Genomic DNA, 20,791 nt, shown 5'->3' with positions numbered 1-20,791 from the left:
CCGTCGTCAGGTTCATGCGGAGCTTCAACGATCGTGGTCAGGGCCCTGATCCTTCTGCTGGCGCAGCTCGCGGATACTCCGATCGTGTCGGAGGCGGTCGAGACCGGCGAACACCGCCTGGTCGATCTCCGGACATTCGAGTGCCGGGACATCACCCGCAGCACGGTGCTTCAGCGGGTCTGTTACGATCGCGCGCAGCAGGACCTGATCGTCGCGAGCAACGGCGCCTATCACCGCTATTGCGGTGTGACGGCCGATACGGTCGAACGCCTCCTCGTCGCGCCCTCCATGGGCCAGTTCTTCAACCGGACTATCAGGCGGGAGGCGGCCGGCGGCCGCTACGATTGCACCTGAGCCCAGTGCCGCTCAATCGGTCAACATGGCGCCGACGTCGGCTTCGGCAACGACCTGACCGTTGACCTTTGCATCGCCGTGAAACCACCACATGGTCTTGCGGCGGCCGAGCGAGCGCATGTGATACTCGATCGTATCGCCCGGCAGCACCGGCTTGCGAAACTTGCACTTGTCGATGGTGAGGAAATAGACCGCCCGCGGCTTCTCGGTGCCCTCGACCGACTTGATGCCGATCACGCCCGCGGTCTGCGCCATCGCCTCGATCATCATGACGCCGGGATAGACCGGACGCTCGGGGAAATGTCCCTGGAACGCCGGCTCGTTGAAGGTGACGTTCTTGATGCCGATGCCGCTGTAATCGGCGCGGATGTTGATCACGCGGTCGATCAGCAGCATCGGAAAGCGGTGCGGCAGTGTCTGGAGGATCGCGTTGATGTCCACCAGCTCGAACTTAACAGGTGATTCCGCCGTCATTCCCGTCCCTCGTCCTTCGGATCGGCCTTGCTGTCGCGTACCAGCCGCTCAACCGCGATGATCTCCTTGAACCATTGCTTGGTCGGCTTGGCGAAGTGCCCGCCCCAGCGGCCGCCCGGCGGGATGTCGTCCTTGACCGCGCTCATCGCCGTCACCTGCGCCCCGTCGCCGATCTTGAGGTGATTGTTGATGCCAACCTTCGCTCCGAGCGCCACGTTGTCGCCGATGGTCAGGCTGCCGGCGAGCCCGATCTGGGCCGCGAGCAGGCAGTGCCGGCCGATCGTCACATTGTGGCCGATCTGGACCTGATTGTCGATTTTGGTCCCCTCGCCGATCACGGTGTCACGCAAGGACCCGCGGTCGATCGTGGTGTTGGCCCCGACCTCGACGTCGTTCTGGATCAGCACGCGCCCGGTCTGCGGCACCTTCAGATGGCCCTCCGGGCCGAAGAAGATGAAGCCGTAGCCGTCCTGGCCGATCGAGCAGCCGGGATGGATCAGCACGTTGTTGCCGATCAGGGCGCACTGGATAGCGGTCCGGGCGCCGACATTGCAATCCCGGCCGATCTTGACGCCGGGGCCGATCACCGCCCCGACGCCGATCACGGTGCCGCTGCCGATCTCGACGTCCGGGCCGATCACGGCCAGGGGGTCGACGACCACGCCGTCCTCGAGCCGGGCCGTGGGATCGATGATGGCCGATGGCGCGATACCGTCGTTGCCGACCCAGGATTGCGGCCGCAGCGCGTCGGCGTGCCATTCCCGCGCGATCCGGACAAAGGCGCGGAATGGCTGCGCCACCCGCAGCACGGCCACATGTTCGGGCACCTCGGCCTCGAAGCGCGGACTGACCAGACAGGCCCCCGCCTTGGTCGCCCTGAGCTGATCGGCGTATTTGAGGTTGTCGAAGAACGCCAGATGCATCGGGCCAGCTTCGTCGAGCGAAGCAAGGCCTGTGATGACGTGGCCGCCCCTCGCGGGGTCGACCAGCTGCGCCTTTGTCAGCGTGGCAATGTCGGCCAACGCTGCGGCAGGCGGCTTTGTGAAGAAGATCGGCTGCGCCATTCCACCCCGTCGCGGTCCGGCTTCGGCATGAAGCGGTCAGGCCGCATCATGCCTCATGTCCTGGATCGGCACGATCCCTTTCCGAAACCGGTTCCGGTGATCCGGATCGTGCCGTGCTGATCGAATTAGAACGTGGTGCCGCCGCCGAACCGGAATTCCTGCGTGCGGTCGTACTTGCCCTTGCTGAGCGGCACGGCGTAGTCGAAGCGCAGCGGTCCGAACGGCGACTGCCAGATCACGCCGACACCGACCGACGAGCGAACGACCTTGCTGTCGTCATAGACGAGACCGGTGCAGGTCCCCGTGCTCGAGGGATTGATGCTCGACGGGATACATCCCGGCGCATTGACCTCGTTGGTGGTGGTCCAGCTCGTCGGTCCCTTGTAGTCGTAGAGGCCGCCGGCGTCGGCATAGACCGCGCCCTTCAGACCCACTTCCTTGGGCAGGAACCAGAACGGCATCTGCAATTCGAACGAAGCACCCCAATACTGGGTGCCGCCGAGCGCATCCTGCGTGCCGAACGGGTTCAAGTCGCGCGGACCGATGCCGTTCGGGGCGAAGCCGCGGACGAGGTTCGGGCCCATCTGGAAGTGGTCGAGCATGCGCAGATCGGTGCCGATCTTGTTCAGCATGCCGCCTTGCAAGCGGACGAGGCCGACGATGTCGGACACGAGCGGAGTGTAGTACTTCGCGTCGACGACCGACTTCAGATAGGAGACGTCGCCGCCGACGCCGGCGAAGTCCTGCCGGAAGTCGACGAGCAGACCGTCGGTCGGGTTCTTGTTGTTGTCCAGCGTGTTGTAGGTCAGCGTGTAGCCGAGCGCCGAAGTCAGCGTCTTGCCGTTGGCGAGCTCCTTGCGCACCGGCAGCGAGGCTTCGCCATCGTTGTAGCAGCCGAGGCCGTTGGTGGACGGATCCAGAGGTATACCGGTGGCAGCAGAGAAGGCCGGGCTGGGATTGAAGGCCGCCGAACCAACCACGTTGTTACAGTTCGCCAGGTAGCCCGGCAGGGTGATTTCCTGCCGATAGATCGAGTAGCGCACCTGGAGCGAGAGATCTTCACGCAAGGAGAAGCCGAGGCGCGGCGAGAAGCCGAGCGTCTTGGTGCCGTAGGAGATGTAGCTGTTGGACTTCTGCTCACGCTGATAGAGGTCGAGGCCGAGCGCGACGCGGTAGTCGAGCAGGTACGGCTCGACGAACGACAGCGAGTAGCCGCGCGCATACTGGCCATAGGTCACCGCAGCCTTGGCGAACAGGCCGCGACCGAGCAGGTTGCGCTCGGAGATCGAGACTTCGGCCAGCGCGCCGTCGGTGGTGGAGTAACCGCCCGAGACCGAGAAGTCGCCGGTCGACTTTTCTTCCATGTCGACGATCAGGATGACGCGGTCACTCGACGAGCCCGGCTCGGTCGTGATCTTCACGCTCTTGAAATAGTCGAGGTTCTTCAGGCGCCGCTCGGCACGGTCGACCAGCGCGCGGTTGTAGGCGTCGCCTTCCGAGATGTCGAACTCGCGGCGGATCACGTAGTCGCGCGTGCGGGTGTTGCCGCGCAGGTTGATGCGCTCGATATAGGTGCGCGGGCCCTCGTCGATGTTGAACACGACGGACACGGTGTGCGCTTCGAAGTTGCGATCGCCGCCGGGCCGGACCACGGCAAAGGCATAGCCGCGGCGGGAGGCTTCGATCTGCATCTCCTCGACCGACTTCTCGACCAATTCGACGTTGTAGAGCGAGCCGACATTGAGGCGCGAATAGGCGCGCATCGAGCTCGGATCGAAGTTCGGAATGCTGCTGCGGAAATCCACCGCGCCGACGCGGTATTGCTGACCTTCCTCGATCTTGAAGGTGACGTTGAAGCCCTTCTTCTCCGGATCGTATTCGGTCAGCGCCGCCACGACCTGCACGTCGGCGAAGCCGTTCTTGAGGTAGAATCGGCGGATCAGATCGCGATCGGCTTCGACGCGGTCGGGATCGTAGACGTCACCGCTGCCGAGGAAGCTCAGCAGATTCGTCTCGCGCGTCTTGATCACGTCGCGGAGGCGGTAGGACGAGAAGGCATTGTTGCCGACGAACTCGATCGACCGGACGCCGGTCTTGACGCCCTCCTCGACCGTGAAGATCAGGTCGACGCGGTTGTTCGGCTGCTCGATGATCTCGGGCGTGACGCGCACGTCGTAGCGGCCGGAGCGGCGATAGATTTCGGCGATACGGAGCGTGTCCGACTGCACCATGGCGCGGGAGAAGGTGCCGCGCGCCTTGGACTGGACTTCAGCAGTGAGCTGCTCGTCCTTGATCTTCTTGTTGCCCTCGAAGGCGATACGGCCGATCACCGGGTTTTCCACCACGGAGACGATGAGCTGGCCGCCGGAACCGCGGTTGATCCTGACGTCCTGGAACAGGCCGGTCTCGATCAACGCCTTGAGGCCGTCGTCGATGGCGGCCTGATCCAGCCGGCCGCCGGGACCCGGCTTGAAATAGGAGCGGATCGTCTCCACCTCGACGCGGCGATTCCCTTCGACGGAAATCGACTGCACGGTCTGGGCGAGCGCAGACGAAGACACGAAAACAGCCCCAACCGGGGCAACCACCGGCGCGCCGAACAAGATCAGGGTCGCGAGCAAGCCCCCCCGGAGTCGCAGTCCAAACTTCATCGCGCAACGCGCCCTTATCATTCCCTGCCAGACCCAACCCCAACGCCGGTCCGGAGATTCCCCAAGTTCAGGCCGCTTGTAGCCAATTTCGCCGACGCCGCAAACGGCCGAAAGCGCCGTAATTTCAATTTCATTCCAAGACGTTGCTCAACAGCAACGCCACAAAAAAGCCCCTATCAGGAAGCTGCCATCCGCAGGATGTCGTTGTAGGTCGCAAACACCATCAACATCAGCACCAGGCCAAGCCCGATTCGGAACCCCATTTCCTGGGTCCGCTCGGACAAAGGCCGGCCCCGGACCACCTCGGCCGCATAGAACATCAGGTGGCCGCCATCGAGCAGCGGGATCGGGAACAGGTTCAAAAGGCCGATCGACACCGACAGCACCGCGCAGAGATTGATCACGAACTGGAACCCGGCGCTGGCCGCCTGCCCCGACATTTTCGCGATTCCCAGGACGCCGCTGACCTCGTTCGGATTGCCCTGGCCGACGAACAGCGAGCCCAGGAACTTGAAAGTGCTGGTGATGATGAACCAGACCTGCTCGACGCCGATCTTGAGCGCTTCGCCGACGCCGACCGGGGTGGTCGAGGCCTCCCCGGCCTGCGACTTGTGCTCGATGCCGAGAACGCCGAGACGGTGGCTGTTGCCGAACGGGTCCTTGCGCTCCAGCAGCGCCGGGGTCGCGGTCAGCGAGACGACGGCGCCGTCGCGCTTCACCTGGAAGGTAAGAGCCGAACCGGCGTTCATCGCAACGATTCGCTGCATGTCGGCAAAGCTCTCGATCGGCTTGCCGTCGATCTGGATGACGACGTCGCCCACCTTGAAGCCGGCGGCAGCCGCCGCGCCGTTGGCGACGACACCGTCGACCCGGGCGATCGTGCTCGGCTTGCCGTAATAGAGCGCCATTCCGGCGAAGATCAGCGCGCCCAGGATGAAATTGGCGATTGGTCCGGCCGCGACGATCGCCGCCCGGGGACCGACCTTCTTGTGGTGGAAGCTGCCGGCGCGCTCCTCGGCCGACATAGCCGCCAGCGTCTGGGCCGACGGGGTCGAGGCCTCGCTCTCGTCGCCGAAGAACTTGACGTAGCCGCCGAGCGGGATCGCCGAGATCTTCCAGCGGGTGCCACGGCGGTCGTTGAAGCCGACCAGCTCGGGGCCGAAGCCGAGCGAAAAGGTTAACACGCGTACGCCCGCCCAGCGCGCGACCAGGAAATGGCCGAGCTCGTGGAAGAACACGACAATGGTCAGGACGAACAGGAAGGGAACCGCGTAGCCGAGGAGCCCATGGCTCAAAGTATTGAAACTATGGACGAAAAAGTCGATCATCGAATTCCCTCACCCAGCGCCGCAAGGCCCTGGTCCCGAACCAACTAGGATGCCTTTAAGGCAATTTGAGGCAATAGGGCGGCAGCCCTATTTCGCGCAACATGGTCAACAGAGATTGCATCGTCTGCGGAGGTCAGGGGCGCCTGGTTGCCGCCTTTGATCCAATCCTCAAGGGTCGCCTCGACCAGCCGGGCAATCGCACCGAACCGGATCTTGCCGCCGATGAAGGCGGCCACCGCGACCTCGTTGGCGGCATTGTAGACCGTGGTCGCGCCCTTCCCGGTCCGGAGCGATTCGTAGGCCAGCCGCAGTCCAGGGAAGCGCTCGAAGTCCGGCGCTTCGAAGGTCAGCTGGCCGATCTTGGCAAGGTCGAGCTTGGCCGCCGGGCCCTTGATGCGATCGGGCCAGCCGAGGCAATGGGCAATCGGCGTCCTCATGTCGGGCGCGCCGAGCTGGGCCACCACCGAGCGGTCGGAAAACTCGACCATGCCGTGAATGATCGACTGCGGATGAACCAGCACGTCGATCTCGTCCGGCGAGAGCGCGAACAGATAGGACGCCTCGATCACCTCGAGCCCCTTGTTCATCATGGAGGCCGAATCGATCGTGATCTTCTGGCCCATGCTCCAGTTCGGATGCTTCAGGGCCTGCTCGAGCGTCGCCTGCTCGATGTCTGAGGGCTTCCAGGTCCGGAACGGGCCGCCGGACGCGGTGATGATGACGCGGACGAGCTCGTCCCGATTGCCTGAGCTCAGCGCCTGGAACAGCGCGTTGTGCTCGGAATCGGCCGGCAGGATGCAGGCGCCGGCTTTTGCCGCGCGCTGCATGAAGAAGTCGCCGGCGCAGACCAGGCACTCCTTATTGGCGAGCGCGACATGCGCGCCGCGATCGACCGCGGCGAGCGCCGGCTTCAGCCCGGCAGCGCCGCTGACCGCCGCCATCACCCAGTCGGCCGGACGCGCGCCGGCCTCGATCACCGCGCTTTCGCCGGCGCCGCATTCGGTACTGGTGCCCGCGAGCGCAGCCTTGAGCTCGGCGAGCTTGGAGGTGTCGGCGATCGCGACATAGCGCGCGTTGAATTCCTTGGCGAGCTTGGCGAGCGCTGCGACATTGCCGTTCGCCGTCAGCGCCTCGACACGGTAGCGCTCGGGCGAGGCGCGCAAGAGATCCATCGTGCTGTCGCCGATCGAGCCGGTGGCACCGAGGACCGTGACGCTGCGAATGTCGGACGCAGCAAGCCTGTTGTTACGCAAGGGAACGGCGCTCATATCCTCACCAAACCATAAGACCGCTTCCGGCGCTATGCACACCATGGCGGAAAAAGCCGATAAACCAGGCCGCCAGGATGGCGGCGACAAATCCGTCCAGGCGGTCCATAAGGCCGCCATGGCCGGGAATTAAGTGACTGGAATCCTTGACACCGAAGCGCCGCTTCACGGCGGATTCGAAGAGATCGCCGAGCTGCGACACCATCGACAGGACGGCGCCGACGAGCAGCAGCGGAATCAGCTTTCCGATCCCGGAGGCGGCGAAGCCGGCCGCGACCGCAAGGCTCGCCGCAAAGCCGCCGAGCGCGCCGGCCCAAGTCTTTTTCGGGCTCACGCGCGGCCATAATTTCGGGCCGCCGATGCTGCGTCCGGCGAAATAGCCGCCGATGTCGGTCGCCCACACCACGAGCAGCACGAACATCAGCGCGGAGAAGCCGTTGACGAGATCCTTGCGCACCAGGATCGAGGCCAGCAGCGCCGCCGCCGCATAGGCAAACCCGCTCGCCGCCCACAAGAACTTGCCCCGGGCGATCAGCGTCACGATGGCACCGCCAATGAGGCCGGTGACGACGGAGGTCTTGAGCGCGCCGAAAGCGACGGAGGCTCCCATCATGGCGATCACGACCGTCCCTGCCCCGGTCAGCGCGGCCGATGCTGCGCCCACCACCATCAGCCATTCCGCGAACAGCCCGATCGAGACCAGGGTGACGAGAAGCGCCCACAACCAGCCACCGGCATAGGCGATCGCGATGGCCAGCGGCGCCAGCACCAGCGCTGCGAGGACCCGCATCACCAGATTGCTCGGGGCAGGCTTGGCGCCCGCCGATGCAGGATCGGGTTCGTTCACGAGGCGGTCTTCGCAACCAGGCCGCCGAAACGGCGCTCGCGCCTGGCAAATTCGGCGATCGCGCTTTCCAGCGCCGCCTTGTCGAAGTCGGGCCAATGGATCGGCACGAACACGAGCTCGCTATAGGCGGCCTGCCACATCAGAAAGTTCGACAGGCGCTGCTCGCCGCTGGTGCGGATGATGAGGTCGGGGTCGGGGATGTCGGGCGCGTCGAGATGCGCGCCAAGCGTCTCGGCGTCGATCGTGGCAGGATCCCGCCTGCCCTCCGCGACCTCGCGGGCCAGCTTCTGCGCCGCTTTCGCGATCTCCTGCCGCGAGCCGTAGTTGAAGGCGACGACGAGCGTCAGGCGCGTGTTGTCGCGCGTCAGCTCCTCGGCCTCGTTCAGCAAGGCGCAGATGTCGCTCTCGAGCCCCTCGCGCTCGCCGATGATGCGGACCTTGACGCCGTCGCGATGCAGGCTCGCCAGGTCGTTGCGGATGAAGCGCCGCAGCAGGCCGAACAGGTCGCCGATCTCGCTCGCCGGGCGCGACCAGTTCTCCGACGAGAACGAGAAGATGGTGAGATAGCGGATGCCGAGCTCGTGCGAGGCGCGCACCACGCGGCGCAGCGCGTCGACGCCGCGGCGATGCCCTTCCGCACGCGGCAGACCGCGCGCGGCCGCCCAACGCCCGTTGCCGTCCATGATGATGGCGACATGCGCAGGCGCCTCGGACCTGTCGGGTCCTTCGGTTGCGGGCGCGGCGGCGTTGGACATGAAGGCGATGCCTTAAAGCATGATCCGGAAAAGTGCGAAGCGGTTTTCCGACAAGATCATGCGCGAACAATAGCCTAAAGCGCGATGATGATACTCATCGCGCTTTAGACGGTGAGGATTTCTTTTTCCTTGGCGGCCAGCAACTGGTCGATCTCGGCGATGGTGCCGTCGGTCGCCTTCTGCACCTCGTCGGCGTGACGCTTCTGGTCGTCCTCCGACATCTCGTGATTCTTCTCGAGCTTCTTGAGCACGTCGAGACCGTCGCGGCGGACATGGCGCGCGGCGACCTTGGCGGCTTCGGCATATTTGTGCGCGACCTTCACCAGCTCCTTGCGGCGCTCCTCGTTGAGCTCGGGAATGCGCAGGCGCAGCACCTGGCCCTCGGTCGCGGGCGACAGGCCGAGATTGGAATCGACGATCGCCTTCTCGACGGCCTTGACCATCGACTTGTCCCAGACCTGCACCGAGATCAGCCGTGGCTCCGGCACGCTGACGGTGGCGAGCTGGTTGAGCGGCATGTGGCTGCCATAGGCCTCGACCTGCACCGGATCGAGCATCGAGGCGGAGGCGCGTCCCGTGCGCAGGCCGCCGAGCTCGTGCTTGAGCGAGGCGACGGCGCCCTGCATGCGACGCTTCACTTCGTTGAGATCGAAATTACCCGTGGCCATCACGTTTCTCCTTCAAAATCCCGGCGACCGCTCCGCACCGTCCGTTCGGCGCGCCAGATGAGCCGTCAGCCGGCGACGATGGTTCCGTGGCCGACGCCACGCAGAATCGCGCCGATCGAGCCCGGCTCCGCGATCGAGAATACGATGATAGGCAGCGATGTCTCGCGGGCAAGCGCGAAGGCGGTCGCATCCATCACCTTGTAACCGCCCTCGATCGCCTGCGAATGCGTCAGGCGGTCGAACCGCGTCGCGGTCGGATCCTGCTTCGGATCGGCCGAGTAGACCCCGTCGACATTCGTCGCCTTCAGGACCGCCTGCGCGCCGATCTCGGCGGCCCGCAGTACCGCGGTCGTGTCGGTGGTGAAGAACGGGTTGCCGGTCCCGCCGCCGAGCAGCACGATGCGGCCCTCGGCCAGGTATTTGTGTGCCGCAGTGCGGGTGAACAGCTCGGAAATCTCGGGCATGACGAAGGCCGACAGGGTCCGCGCCGGCGTTCCCTTGCGCTCGATCGCCGCTTCCAGCGCGAGGCAATTCATCATGGTGGCCAGCATGCCCATGGTGTCGCCGGTGGTGCGCGACACCCCGCGGGATGAGACCTCGACGCCGCGGACCATGTTGCCGCCACCGATCACGACCGCGACCTCAGTGCCGAGATGGCGGGCCGCGATCAGATCGTCCGCAACCCGGTCGACGGTCGGCTGATCGATGCCAAAGCCTTGCCGTCCCGCGAGATACTCGCCGGACAGCTTGATCACGACGCGACGATAGACCGGATCAGTCATGAGCACTTTCCTTGTCCGGGCGCCGCTTCCGGCGGCACGCCGGAAGGAACTTCCGGCGCTTACTTCTTGCCGCTGGCCGCGGCGACCTCGGCCGCGAAGTCGCTTTCCTGCTTCTCGATTCCCTCGCCGAGAGCATAGCGCACAAAGCCCGCGATTTTCACAGCCCCGCCGACCTTGCCCTCGGCCTCCTTCACCGCCTGCGCCACCGACTTGCCGGTGTCGTGGATGAAGGCCTGCTCGAGCAGGCAGACTTCCTTGTAGTAGGTCTTGAGGCCGGACTCGACGATCTTCTCGATCACGTTCTCGGGCTTGCCCTGCTGACGGTACTTGTCGGCCAGTACGTCCTTCTCGCGCTTGACCACGGCCGGATCGAGGCCGGACGGATCGAGCGCCAGCGGGTTGGCGGCCGCAATGTGCATCGCGATCTGACGGCCGAGCGCTGCGAGCTCATCGGCCTTGCCCGGCGATTCCAGCGCCACGATCACGCCCATCTTGCCGGCGCCGTCGATGACGGCACCATGGACGTAGTGCGAGACAACGCCCTGGCTCACCTCGAGCGCGGCGGCGCGGCGGAGCGTCATGTTCTCGCCGATGGTGGCGATCGCATCATTGATGGCGGTTTCGATCGTGACGTCGCCGACCTTGGCGGCCTTGATCTTCTCGACGTCCGCTCCGACGTCGAACGCGACCTGGGCGATCATCTTGACCAGGCCCTGGAACTGGCCGTTGCGCGCAACGAAGTCGGTCTCGGAGTTGACCTCGACCACGACGCCCTTGGTGCCCTTGGTGAGCGCGCCGATCAGGCCCTCGGCGGCGACGCGGCCCGACTTCTTGGCGGCCTTGGACAGGCCCTTCTTGCGCAGCCAGTCCTGCGCCGCTTCCATGTTGCCGTCGTTTTCGGTGAGCGCGGCCTTGCAGTCCATCATGCCCGCGCCGGTCGATTCGCGCAGGTCCTTGACCATCGCAGCTGTGATCGTTGCCATCGTTGAAAATCCTTTGTGCCTGCCGGTTTGCCGCGGCGCGGCATCGAATCGCCCCGCCGCGGTCCATCTCAGGAATTCGCGTCAACTGAAATGGTGGCCGGATCCTATCCGGCCAACCCATCGCTCTTTTTGACTATTCCGCTTCCGCGGTCAGCGCCTTGGCCTTGGCCACCCAGGCATCCGCACGGCTCGGCAGACCGACTTCTTCGCCGATCGTGTGCGCGGTGTCGTGGTCGAGCTCGGCGAGCTGCCAATAGTGGAAGATGCCGAGGTCGTTGAACTTCTTCTCGATCGCGCCCGACACGCCCGGGAGCTTCTTGAGGTCGTCGGCAGTGCCGCGGGGACCCGCAAGGCCCTGGAAGCCGCTCGAGGACGCCGCCGGCAGCTCTTCGGCGACCGGCTGGGCCGATGCGCCGACGTCGATGCCCGAATCGCCCTGCGCGCGCGAGATGCCGTCGATCGCCGCACGCGCGACGAGATCGCAGTACAGCGAGATGGCGCGGCCGGCGTCGTCATTGCCCGGCACCACATAGGTGATGCCCTTCGGGTCCGAATTGGTGTCGACGATCGCAGCGACCGGGATGTTGAGCCGCTGGGCTTCCTGGATCGCGATGTCTTCCTTGTTGGTGTCGATCACGAAGATCAGGTCGGGCAGACCGCCCATGTCCTTGATGCCGCCGAGCGAGCGGTCGAGCTTGTCGCGCTCGCGCTGCAGCGTCAGGCGCTCCTTCTTCGTGTAGGAATTGGCTTCGCCGCCCGAGAGCACGTCGTCGAGGTGACGCAGGCGCTTGATGGAAGCCGAGATCGTCTTCCAGTTGGTCAGCGTGCCGCCGAGCCAGCGCGAATTGACGAAATACTGCGCGCAGCGCTTGGCCGCGTCGGCAACGCCGTCCTGCGCCTGGCGCTTGGTGCCGACGAACAGGATGCGGCCGCCCTTGGCCACCGTGTCGCTGACGGCCTGGAGGGCCTGATGCAGCATCGGCACGGTCTGGGCGAGGTCGACGATGTGGATGTTGTTGCGGGTGCCGAAAATGAACGGAGCCATTTTCGGATTCCAGCGGTGAGACTGGTGACCAAAGTGCACGCCAGCTTCGAGCAGCTGACGCATAGTGAAATCGGGCAGTGCCATCGTTCTAATTCTCCGGTTGGTTCCTCCGGAAACGTGTGAGCAAAACGGAGCGTTCACGCCCCGGTTGCCACCGGACGGCCTTGTGAGCCATGTTTCCGTGTGAGATGGCGCGCTATATAGCGCCATTTCGGCCAGAAGCAAGGAAATAACGGCCTTTGGGGACGCCTCTAGGCTGCTGTCGCATCCCGGCATCCCCTGCCCCTCGCGCCTCCTAACACCTGGGCTGGCCCGGGGGGCAGCTCTTCGGTGGCGGTCCGGCCGGCCGCGGAGGCGCATGCGGCGCGGCGGCCATCGGCGGCGGCGCCGGTCGGGCGACCGGAGGTGGCGGCGGCGGCGGCGCTGGCCGCGCAACCGGCGGCGGAGGTGGTGCCGGCCGCGCCATTACTGGCGGAGGCGGCGGCGGCGCCGGCCGGGCAACAGGTGGCGGCGGCGCCGGCCGTGCCACGGCCACGGGCGGAGGCGCCGCTCGCGGCGGCGGAGGTGGCGCAACGCGCGGCGGAGGCGGCGGCGTCGGCCTTGCCAGAGCCTGAGGAGGCGGCGGCGGAGCGGCGGGCCTGGCGGCCTGCGGCGGCGGTGGCGCGGGCCGATGACCCTGAACTCCGGACGGTGTCCGCGCCGCTACGGGCGGCGGCGCAGGTGTCACGGGTTTGACCGCAGTCGGGGCCGCGGGCTTGCCGGTGGCCGCGCTCGGCGGCGGCAAAGCGCCCGGCTGGGGCCCGCCCGGCCTGCCGCGCAGGTCAGGCACAGGCGGGGTCGTTGTCCCCGGCGGCCTGGCCAGGGCCGCGGACGGGCTCGCCGCGGTTCCGGAAGCCGGCGGGTGATTAGGCGTCGTTGCCGCGTTCGGCTGCGCCGGCGGAACGTTGCCGCTCGGCGCCGTGGCGGTCGCGGCGGGCTTGCCAGGGGATGGGACAGTCCCGGGCGCAGCCCCTGCCCTGGCCGGCGGCGGCCCGCCGGGGGTGCCGGGCACGGGCAGCGTATTGGCCGGCGGCAGCTTGGTCGGGGCCAGCGCTTGCGGGGTTGCTGCGGCGTTGCCGGCGGGAGCGTTCGCGCTCGGACTGGGCGTGCCGCCGGGCGTCCCCGTCGCGGGCGGCGCTCCGGCCGGCGGGCTGCCCGGAGATCCCGGCACCGGCAGCGTATTGGCCGGCGGCGGCTTGGTCGGAGCCAGCGCTTGCGGGGTTGTAGCGGCACTGCCGGCGGGAGCGTTTGCGGTCGGACTTGGTGTGCCTCCCGGCGTCCCAGCTCCGGGCGCCGCTCCGGCTGGCGGGCTGCCGGGAGCTCCCGGCGGCGGCACAATATTGGCCTGCGGCAGCTTGGCGCCGGCGGGCGGCGGCGCTGTCGTGCCAGGCGCGACATTGGCCGGAGCTGGTGTCGGGATACCTGGCCTCGCCGTCGGCTGGATGGTCGCGCTCGGCGGCATCGGCGCCTTGCCCTGCTGGATCAGGGCGGCGCGCTGAACGACCGCCTGCGGCACGGCCGGTCCTGCCGGCGTGGCGCGGCCGGCAACCGCCGGCGCCAGATTGCCAGGTCCGATCCCAGATCCGAGCGCCGGCCCCGCGGCCGGCGGCGGCGCCGGCGGGCGGTTAATCACGGTGTTGATGACCGTGGTGTTGTGGATGTTCTGGTAGATGATGTTGTTCGGCGGCGGCGCGACATAGACCGGCGGCCTCACGAACACCGGGATCGGCACGAACACCGGCTGCGGCAGCACGAACAGACCGACCACCGGCAGCGGCGGCGGCAGCACGACGAAATCCGGCGGCGGCGGCGGCAGATAATAGACCGGCGGCGGCGGTGGCGGCGCGAAGCCGAAATCGGGATCGCTGAAATACAGCACCGGGCGATCGACATAGACCACCTCCTCCGGCGGCGGTGGCGGCACGTCGTAGTCGATCATCGCGAAGGTCGGCGGCGGCTCGGGCGGCGCGGTGAGGATCGCAAGGCGGCGCCGCGCATCCGCCGCATGCGGCCCGCGCGGATAGCGGCGCAGATACGACCAATAGGCCTCCGGCGTGTCGGTCCGGTAGGTCCGCCGCCAGGTGATGGCTTCGCGGCGCGCGGCAACGATCGCCATCACGCGCTTGGCGAGGGGATCGTTCGGATAGGCCGCGAGAAACTCTTCATAGGCCGCCAGCGTGTCGCGCTCGAGCGCGGCGGCATAGGCGTCCTGCACCCCGAGATCGCGGATCGGCTTGCCGCGGATCGCGGCGACCTGGTCGGGCGCAGCCTGCGGCGGCGGCGCATCGGGCGCGCGCTCGAAGAACGAGAATGGCGCCGAGATCTTCTGCTCGTTCCAGGGCACCTGCGCACCCTTGGAGGCCTCGTTGACGCGCAGGCGGACGCGGTCGAACACCTCGGGCAGCGGCAGGCCGCCGGTGCGGATCATCTCGGCGAGCGACTGCGCATAGATGCCGTAGGGCCCCGGCTCCTCCGGCGCCACCGTGCCGGGCGCGGCATTGAAGGCGATCAGCATGTTCGCCTCGGGCTCGACCAGCGCCAGACCGCTCGCGATCGGCTGACCGCCCTCGATGAAGGGCTGCGCACGGGCTGCATCGAGCACGACGATATTGGCCTTGAGCGGAATCGATGCGAGCTGGCGCGCATAGTCGCTGATGCGCAGAGCCTCGGTCGGTATGTCGGTGTCGCGGCTGATGTTGGAATCGACCGGGATGAAATAGTTCTCGCCGGCGAGCTGCACGCCGTAGCCGGCAAGATAGATCATCGCGACGGTGCCCGGGCCCGACGCCTGGGCCTTCTGGATGAAATCGCGCAAGCTCTTGCGCAGCGTGTCGCCGTCGAGATCGCGCGCGCCGACCACGTCGAAGCCGGCCGCCTGGAGCGTCTGCGCGATCAGGCCGGCATCGTTCGCGGTGGTCGCCAGCGGCGATTTGGCGTAGGCGCCATTGCCGACCACGAGCGCAATACGCTTTTCCTGCTGCTGGGCACGCGCCTGATGCGGCGCGCCTGCGGCAAGGACCGCCATCGGCAGGAGAAGGCAGAGGAAGACTTTGAGCGTCCCACGCATGGCTTGTGCCTGCTTTTGTCGTTGAGGTGGCCACCGCATATACCGCATATCAGGCGCGCGGCCAGCTGAATGGCACTTGAACGAAAAGCGCGGATTGAGGCGGCGGCATGGCGCCGCCGCCCAACTCAAACCTCCACGCCAAACCTCACGTCAAACCTCGAACCTCCACGTGAGGCCTGCAAGCCTCGCGACCGCACTGCGGCACAAGGCTCCTCGGTCCGTTCAGCCCTGGGCGATCAGATCGACCGTGCCCGTGGTTAGCCGGTAGATGCCGCCGACGACCTTCAGCTTGCCCTGCTCCGCGGCCGCATTGAGGATCGGCGCAGCCGTCTTCAGCTTGGCGATGTTGTCGACCACGTTCTGCCGGATCGCCTTGTTGAGCACGTCCCCGCCCTGCTGCATCGCCGCCTTTGCGGCGGGCGCGATCGCATCGACCAACGAGGGAATGTGCCCCGGCGGCGACGTATTGTCCTTGATCGCCTTCAGCGTCGCGTCGACCGCGCCGCAGGCATCATGGCCGAGCACGAGGATCAGCGGTGTGTTCAGCACCGCCACCGCATATTCCATGCTTGCGATGGTCTCGGTGCCGGCAAAATTTCCGGCGACGCGACAGACGAAGAGGTCGCCGCGCCCCGCGTCGAACGCATATTCCGGTGCGATGCGCGAGTCGGCGCAGCTCAGCACGGCCGCGAACGGATTCTGTCCGCCGGCCAGCGCCTCGCGCTCGTGCTTGAAATCGTGACGTCGCGACACGCCGGCGACGTAGCGCCCATTGCCTTCCATCAGTCGCTTCAGCGACGCGTCGGGCGACAGCACGTTCTGCGGCTTCGGCGGCTGCTTGGCGTCCTTGGCCAAGGCGCCACTGGCGAAAGCTCCACCGGCGAAGGTCATGCCGAACGCGGCGGCGCCAAACAGCATCGCCGATCGCCGCGACGGCGCGATGTCTTGGCGCAGAGAGTCTTGGCGCAGAGATTGGTGATGCAGAGTGTCAGAACACTTGTCGCACATGTGACGTCTCCTCGGGTCAGTGGACGAATGAAGCGTCGCGAAGATAGGTGCGCCGATATGAAGAAATAACAAATGTTAGTTGATGCAACCGATGATTGCTGCACCGCGCGCTATGCTGCAAGCCGAAAGGCCGGTCATTCCGCGCCCGACGATTGCACGAACATGCGTCCGCCTGCATGCATTCGAGATCAACCCGCCAAAGAGCCCCTGCGCCAGCGCGATCAGAGGCACGTCGTCGTACCGCGCGTCCTACTCGACGGCTTCCAGCTCCGCGAGCTTCGTCCGCGCGGTTGCCTCATCCAGCGCGACGAGCTCGCCCGGACCGAGATTGGCCTCGCCCGCCGTCGCGACGGACACGACCGCAAGTCCGGCCAAACCGCCGAGCACGGCGCCGCCCATGGCCGCATCGTGCCGGGGGCTGCTCTTGATCAGGTAGAAATGCGTCCGGCCTGCCTCCATGACGATCTCGCGCTTGGTCTCGCCCGGAAACATCAGCTCGGTGAGCAGCACGTCGTGACGCCCGGCAGGCCGGTCGGCATAGGCGTATTTTCCGGCCACGACTTTTCCGAGCGGCGCACCGTCGAGCTTCACCTCGCAGGCGCAAATAGCCATGCTCAAGCCGCTCCTCTTGTCCTGCAGGAACACCACACGCGAGTGCCCCGCGCGCGGAGGACCAACCTTTTTCGACACCGACGCAAAGTCCGTCCCAACCTGATTGCTGACGCACCCCGTCAGCATGGCACAAACGGCCAACAACAACGCAACCTGTCGCAGCATCACACGCCCCATTCCATTCCCCGGGACATGCTAGTCGGAATCAGCGCAGGGTTGCAACCGATGCAGTATGACGACTTTGCAAAAACCGGAACGCGTGGCGGAGAAGCTAAAGCTGCTGCACGTCGACGACGCCTGCCACCGCCTTGATCGCGCCGGCGATCTGCGGCGAGACCTTGAAGCGGCCGGGCAGCTTCATCTCCACCTCGGTCTCGAGGTCGAGCATCAGCACCAGCGAGACCTCGCCGTCGCCGTTTCCGCGCGGTGCGATGCCCGGACTGCCGACCTTCGGCGCGCCGCCGTTGGAAGCCGCCATCTCGGGCCCGGCGAGACGCTTGGCGATCGAGTCCAGCGGCTTGGTGTCGCGCAGGAAGATGCGCAGCCCCTTCTGCGTCTTGGCCGCGGCATCATCGAGCGGCTCGGCATGCAGCACGCGGGCGCGGACGTCCTCGCCCTGAAGCTCGGCTCCTAATTGCAGCAGCACGGCCGCGCCCGGCTCCAGCACGTCGCGATATTGCGCAAGGCCTTCCGAGAACAGCACCGCCTCGAAATGGCCGGTGGGATCGGACAGCCCCATGATGCCCATCTTGTTGCCGGTCTTGGTACGCCGCTCCATGCGCGAGACCACGGTCGCGGCAACCTTGCCGGCGGTGGCGCCGGTCTTCACGGCGCGCGAGAACTCGGCCCAGCTCTGCACCCGCAGCCGCTTCAGCACGGTCGCGTAATCGTCGAGCGGATGTCCCGACAGGAAGAAGCCGATCGCGTCGTATTCGCGGCGCAGCCGCTCGGCCGGCAGCCATGGCTCGACCTGCGGCAGCATGATGGTCGGCGCATCCGCCGACATGCCGAACATGTCGTTCTGGCCGATGGTCGCAGCTTCATGCGCGCGCTGGCAGGCGGCGAGGATCGCATCCGCACCGGCAAAGACGCGCGCCCGGTTCGGCTCCAGCGTGTCGAAGGCGCCGGCGGCGGCGAGACTTTCGATGATGCGCTTGTTGATCGCGCGCGGCGAGACGCGCGCGGCGAAATCGGCGAGCGAGGTGAACAGGCCGCCCCGGGTGCGCTCCGCGATGATCTGCTCGATCGCCTGGATGCCGACGCCCTTGAGCGCGGCGAGCGCGTAGTAGATCGTGTTCTCGCCGACCTCGAAGGTCGCGCCCGACCGGTTGATGTTCGGCGGCTCGACCTTGATGCCGAGCCGCTGCGCCTCGGAGCGGAATTCGGAGAGCTTGTCGGTGTTGTTCAGATCGAGCGTCATGGACGCGGCGATGAACTCCACCGGATAATGCGCCTTCATGTATGCGGTGTGGTAGGACACCAGCGCATAGGCCGCCGCGTGGCTCTTGTTGAAGCCGTAGTCGGCGAATTTCGCCAGCAGCTCGAAGATGGTCTCGGCCTGCCCCTTCGGCACGCCGTTCTTCACCGCCCCCGCGACGAAGATGTCGCGCTGCTTGTCCATCTCGGCGCGGATCTTCTTGCCCATGGCGCGGCGCAACAGGTCGGCGTCGCCGAGCGAATAGCCCGACATCACCTGCGCGATTTGCATCACCTGCTCCTGGTAGATGATGACGCCGAAGGTCTCCTTCAGGATCGGCTCCAGCACGGGGTGCAGATATTCCGGCTCCTCGTCGCCGTGCTTGCGCGCGCAATAGGTCGGGATGTTCGCCATCGGGCCCGGCCGATAGAGCGCGACCAGCGCGATGATGTCCTCGAAACGGTCGGGGCGCATGTCGATCAGCGCCCGCCGCATGCCCTGGCTTTCAACCTGGAACACACCGACCACGTCGCCGCGCGCCAGCATCTGATAGCTCTCGGCATCGTCGATCGGCAGCGTGGCGAGATCGACATCGATGCCGCGCGGCTTGAGCAGCTTGCAGGCGACGTCGAGCACGGTGAGCGTCTTCAGGCCGAGGAAGTCGAACTTCACGAGGCCCGCCGGCTCGACCCATTTCATGTTGAACTGGGTCACCGGCATGTCGGATTTAGGATCGCGGTAGAGCGGCACGAGCTCGCTCAAGGGGCGATCGCCGATCACGATGCCGGCCGCGTGGGTCGAGGCGTGGCGGGTCAGGCCTTCGAGACGCTGGGCGATGTCGAAGGCGCGCGCCACCACGGGATCTTCGTCGCGGAACGCCTGCAGCTTCGGCTCGCTCTCGATCGCGGCCGCCAGCGTCACCGGCGCCGCCGGATTCTGCGGCACCAGCTTGGTCAGCTTGTCGACCTGGCCGTAGGGCATCTGCAGCACGCGGCCGACGTCGCGCAGCACGCCGCGCGCCTGCAGCGTACCGAAGGTGATGATCTGCGCGACCTGGTCGCGGCCGTAGCGCTGCTGCACGTAACTGATCACCTCGCCGCGGCGGTCCTGGCAGAAGTCGATGTCGAAGTCCGGCATCGAGACGCGTTCCGGATTGAGGAAGCGCTCGAACAGCAGGCCGAACTTGATCGGGTCGAGGTCGGTGATGGTCAGCGCCCACGCCACCAGCGAACCTGCGCCGGAGCCGCGGCCCGGCCCGACCGGAATGCCGTGAGCCTTGGCCCATTTGATGAAGTCGGACACGATCAGGAAGTAGCCCGCGTACTTCATGCGCATGATGACGTCGAGCTCGAACGCCAGGCGCTTGTTATAGTCTTCTTCCGTCGTGCCCTGAGAGAGGCCGTGCACGCGCAGACGGTTGGCGAGCCCCTCCTCCGCCTGGCGCTTCAGCTCGGCCGCCTCGACCGCGGCGGCATCCGAGCTCGCCGCGGCGCCGACGGTGAAGAACGGCAGGATGGGCTTGCGCGTCATCGGCCGGAACGAGCAGCGCTCGGCGATCTCCACCGTCGAGGCCAGCGCCTCCGGAATGTCGGCGAACAGCACCGCCATCTCGGCGCGCGTCTTGAAGCGATGATCCGGCGTCAGCTGCACACGGTCGGTCTCAGCGATCAGCCGGCCGCCGGCGATGCAGAGCAGCGCATCATGCGCTTCGTAATCGTCGGTGGTCGCGAAATATGGCTCGTTGGTCGCAACCAGCGGCAGCCCCTTGGCGTAGGCGATGTCGATCAGGCCGCCTTCGACGCGCCGCTCCTTCTCGGCGTTGTGGCGCTGCAATTCGATGTAGAGACGGTCGCCGAACAGAGCAGCCAGACGCTCGCACCGCGCCCCGGCGAGCTCGGCCATGCCGCCGGCGAGCGCCAGTGAGATCGGCCCGTCCGGCCCGCCCGTCAGCGCGATCAGGCCCTCGGTCTCGCCCTCGAGCCAGTCGAGCTTGATGAACGGAGCATGGCTGTCGGGCGATTCCAGGAACGCACGCGAGTTCAGCCGCATCAGGCTGCGATAGCCGCGCTCCTGCGCGGCGAGCAGCACCACGCGCGAGGGTCCCATCGCGTTGCGCGCGTTGGGATCCTGGTCGCCGAAATCGATGGCGAGCTCGCAGCCGACGATCGGCTGGATGCCGGAGCCCGCCATCTTGTCGGAGAACTCCAGCGCGCCGAACAGATTGTCGGTGTCGGTCAGCGCCAGCGCCGGCTGGTGGTCCTTCTTGGCAAGCTCGGCGAGCTTGGCGATCTTGATCGAGCCCTTGAGCAGCGAATAGGCCGAGTGAACGTGAAGGTGGACAAATCCGGCGCTCGGCATGGTCGCGTGACGGCCTCTTGCAGATGAGATGGAGCGGTCGCCGGCGCCTCAAGGCATCATGCACTCGCAGC

The 20,791-nt window shown here is 66.5% G+C and carries 16 protein-coding genes; 1 reads left to right on the top strand and 15 read right to left on the bottom strand.

Annotated features, from left to right (window positions below; translation table 11 throughout):
* The first annotated feature begins 33 nt into the window (after nt 1–33).
* Nucleotides 34–354: a KTSC domain-containing protein gene (locus I6F21_RS17735; protein ID WP_225140032.1), complete on the top strand. Its 321-nt coding sequence runs from the start codon at nt 34–36 to the stop codon at nt 352–354.
* Between the two features lie 12 nt (nt 355–366).
* Here I6F21_RS17735 and fabZ read toward each other — a convergent pair whose 3' ends face one another.
* The 15 genes from fabZ to dnaE form a co-directional block, all read right to left on the bottom strand.
* The gene (gene fabZ / locus I6F21_RS17730; RefSeq protein WP_036010015.1) at nt 367–828 is read right to left on the bottom strand and encodes a 3-hydroxyacyl-ACP dehydratase FabZ; all 462 of its coding nucleotides are present in this window, start codon (nt 826–828) and stop codon (nt 367–369) included.
* Nucleotides 825–1,892: a UDP-3-O-(3-hydroxymyristoyl)glucosamine N-acyltransferase gene (gene lpxD / locus I6F21_RS17725; RefSeq protein ID WP_036010017.1), complete on the bottom strand. Its 1,068-nt coding sequence runs from the start codon at nt 1,890–1,892 to the stop codon at nt 825–827. The genes fabZ and lpxD overlap by 4 nt, the downstream gene beginning before the upstream one ends.
* A 125-nt stretch (nt 1,893–2,017) precedes the next feature.
* Nucleotides 2,018–4,543 carry an outer membrane protein assembly factor BamA gene (gene bamA / locus I6F21_RS17720; RefSeq protein WP_036010019.1) on the bottom strand — a complete coding sequence of 842 codons (2,526 nt, stop codon included), beginning with the start codon at nt 4,541–4,543 and terminating at the stop codon, nt 2,018–2,020.
* 176 nt (nt 4,544–4,719) lie between these two features.
* On the bottom strand, nt 4,720–5,871 hold the full coding sequence (gene rseP / locus I6F21_RS17715) for an RIP metalloprotease RseP (protein WP_225140033.1): 1,152 nt from the start codon (nt 5,869–5,871) through the stop codon (nt 4,720–4,722).
* A gap of 44 nt (nt 5,872–5,915) precedes the next feature.
* A complete protein-coding gene (gene dxr / locus I6F21_RS17710; protein ID WP_225125195.1) occupies nt 5,916–7,139 on the bottom strand; it encodes a 1-deoxy-D-xylulose-5-phosphate reductoisomerase in 1,224 nt (407 codons plus the stop codon).
* A 4-nt stretch (nt 7,140–7,143) separates the two neighbouring features.
* A complete protein-coding gene (locus I6F21_RS17705) occupies nt 7,144–7,986 on the bottom strand; it encodes a phosphatidate cytidylyltransferase (protein ID WP_036025246.1) in 843 nt (280 codons plus the stop codon).
* Entirely contained in the window at nt 7,983–8,741 is a 759-nt protein-coding gene (locus I6F21_RS17700) for an isoprenyl transferase (protein WP_036010029.1), read from the bottom strand. Before I6F21_RS17700 ends, I6F21_RS17705 begins: the two co-directional genes overlap by 4 nt.
* 104 nt (nt 8,742–8,845) lie before the next feature.
* Entirely contained in the window at nt 8,846–9,409 is a 564-nt protein-coding gene (frr, locus tag I6F21_RS17695) for a ribosome recycling factor (protein WP_025036556.1), read from the bottom strand.
* A gap of 65 nt (nt 9,410–9,474) precedes the next feature.
* Complete coding sequence (pyrH, locus tag I6F21_RS17690) at nt 9,475–10,191, bottom strand: UMP kinase (protein ID WP_036010035.1); 717 nt, start codon at nt 10,189–10,191, stop codon at nt 9,475–9,477.
* Nucleotides 10,192–10,250: 59 nt separating this feature from the next.
* A complete protein-coding gene (tsf, locus tag I6F21_RS17685) occupies nt 10,251–11,174 on the bottom strand; it encodes a translation elongation factor Ts (protein ID WP_225112543.1) in 924 nt (307 codons plus the stop codon).
* Nucleotides 11,175–11,307: 133 nt separating this feature from the next.
* Nucleotides 11,308–12,303 (bottom strand): 30S ribosomal protein S2, encoded by a 996-nt coding sequence (locus tag I6F21_RS17680; RefSeq protein ID WP_036010040.1) that lies wholly within the window; start codon nt 12,301–12,303, stop codon nt 11,308–11,310.
* A gap of 211 nt (nt 12,304–12,514) precedes the next feature.
* Entirely contained in the window at nt 12,515–15,325 is a 2,811-nt protein-coding gene (locus tag I6F21_RS17675; protein WP_225140034.1) for a caspase family protein, read from the bottom strand.
* Nucleotides 15,326–15,547: 222 nt separating this feature from the next.
* Nucleotides 15,548–16,243, bottom strand: coding sequence for a carbonic anhydrase (locus I6F21_RS17670; RefSeq protein ID WP_128265646.1), 696 nt, complete (start codon nt 16,241–16,243; stop codon nt 15,548–15,550).
* Between the two features lie 339 nt (nt 16,244–16,582).
* On the bottom strand, nt 16,583–16,945 hold the full coding sequence (locus tag I6F21_RS17665) for a DUF2846 domain-containing protein (RefSeq protein WP_036010067.1): 363 nt from the start codon (nt 16,943–16,945) through the stop codon (nt 16,583–16,585).
* 271 nt (nt 16,946–17,216) lie between these two features.
* Nucleotides 17,217–20,720, bottom strand: coding sequence for a DNA polymerase III subunit alpha (dnaE, locus tag I6F21_RS17660; protein ID WP_225147148.1), 3,504 nt, complete (start codon nt 20,718–20,720; stop codon nt 17,217–17,219).
* Nucleotides 20,721–20,791 lie beyond the last annotated feature (71 nt).

This window comes from Bradyrhizobium sp. NBAIM03 (assembly GCF_020194055.1).
Classification (GTDB): Bacteria; Pseudomonadota; Alphaproteobacteria; order Rhizobiales; family Xanthobacteraceae; genus Bradyrhizobium; species Bradyrhizobium yuanmingense.
The sequence above is the reverse complement of the archived record's forward strand: the minus strand, read 5'-3'. Positions and strand labels throughout refer to the sequence as shown.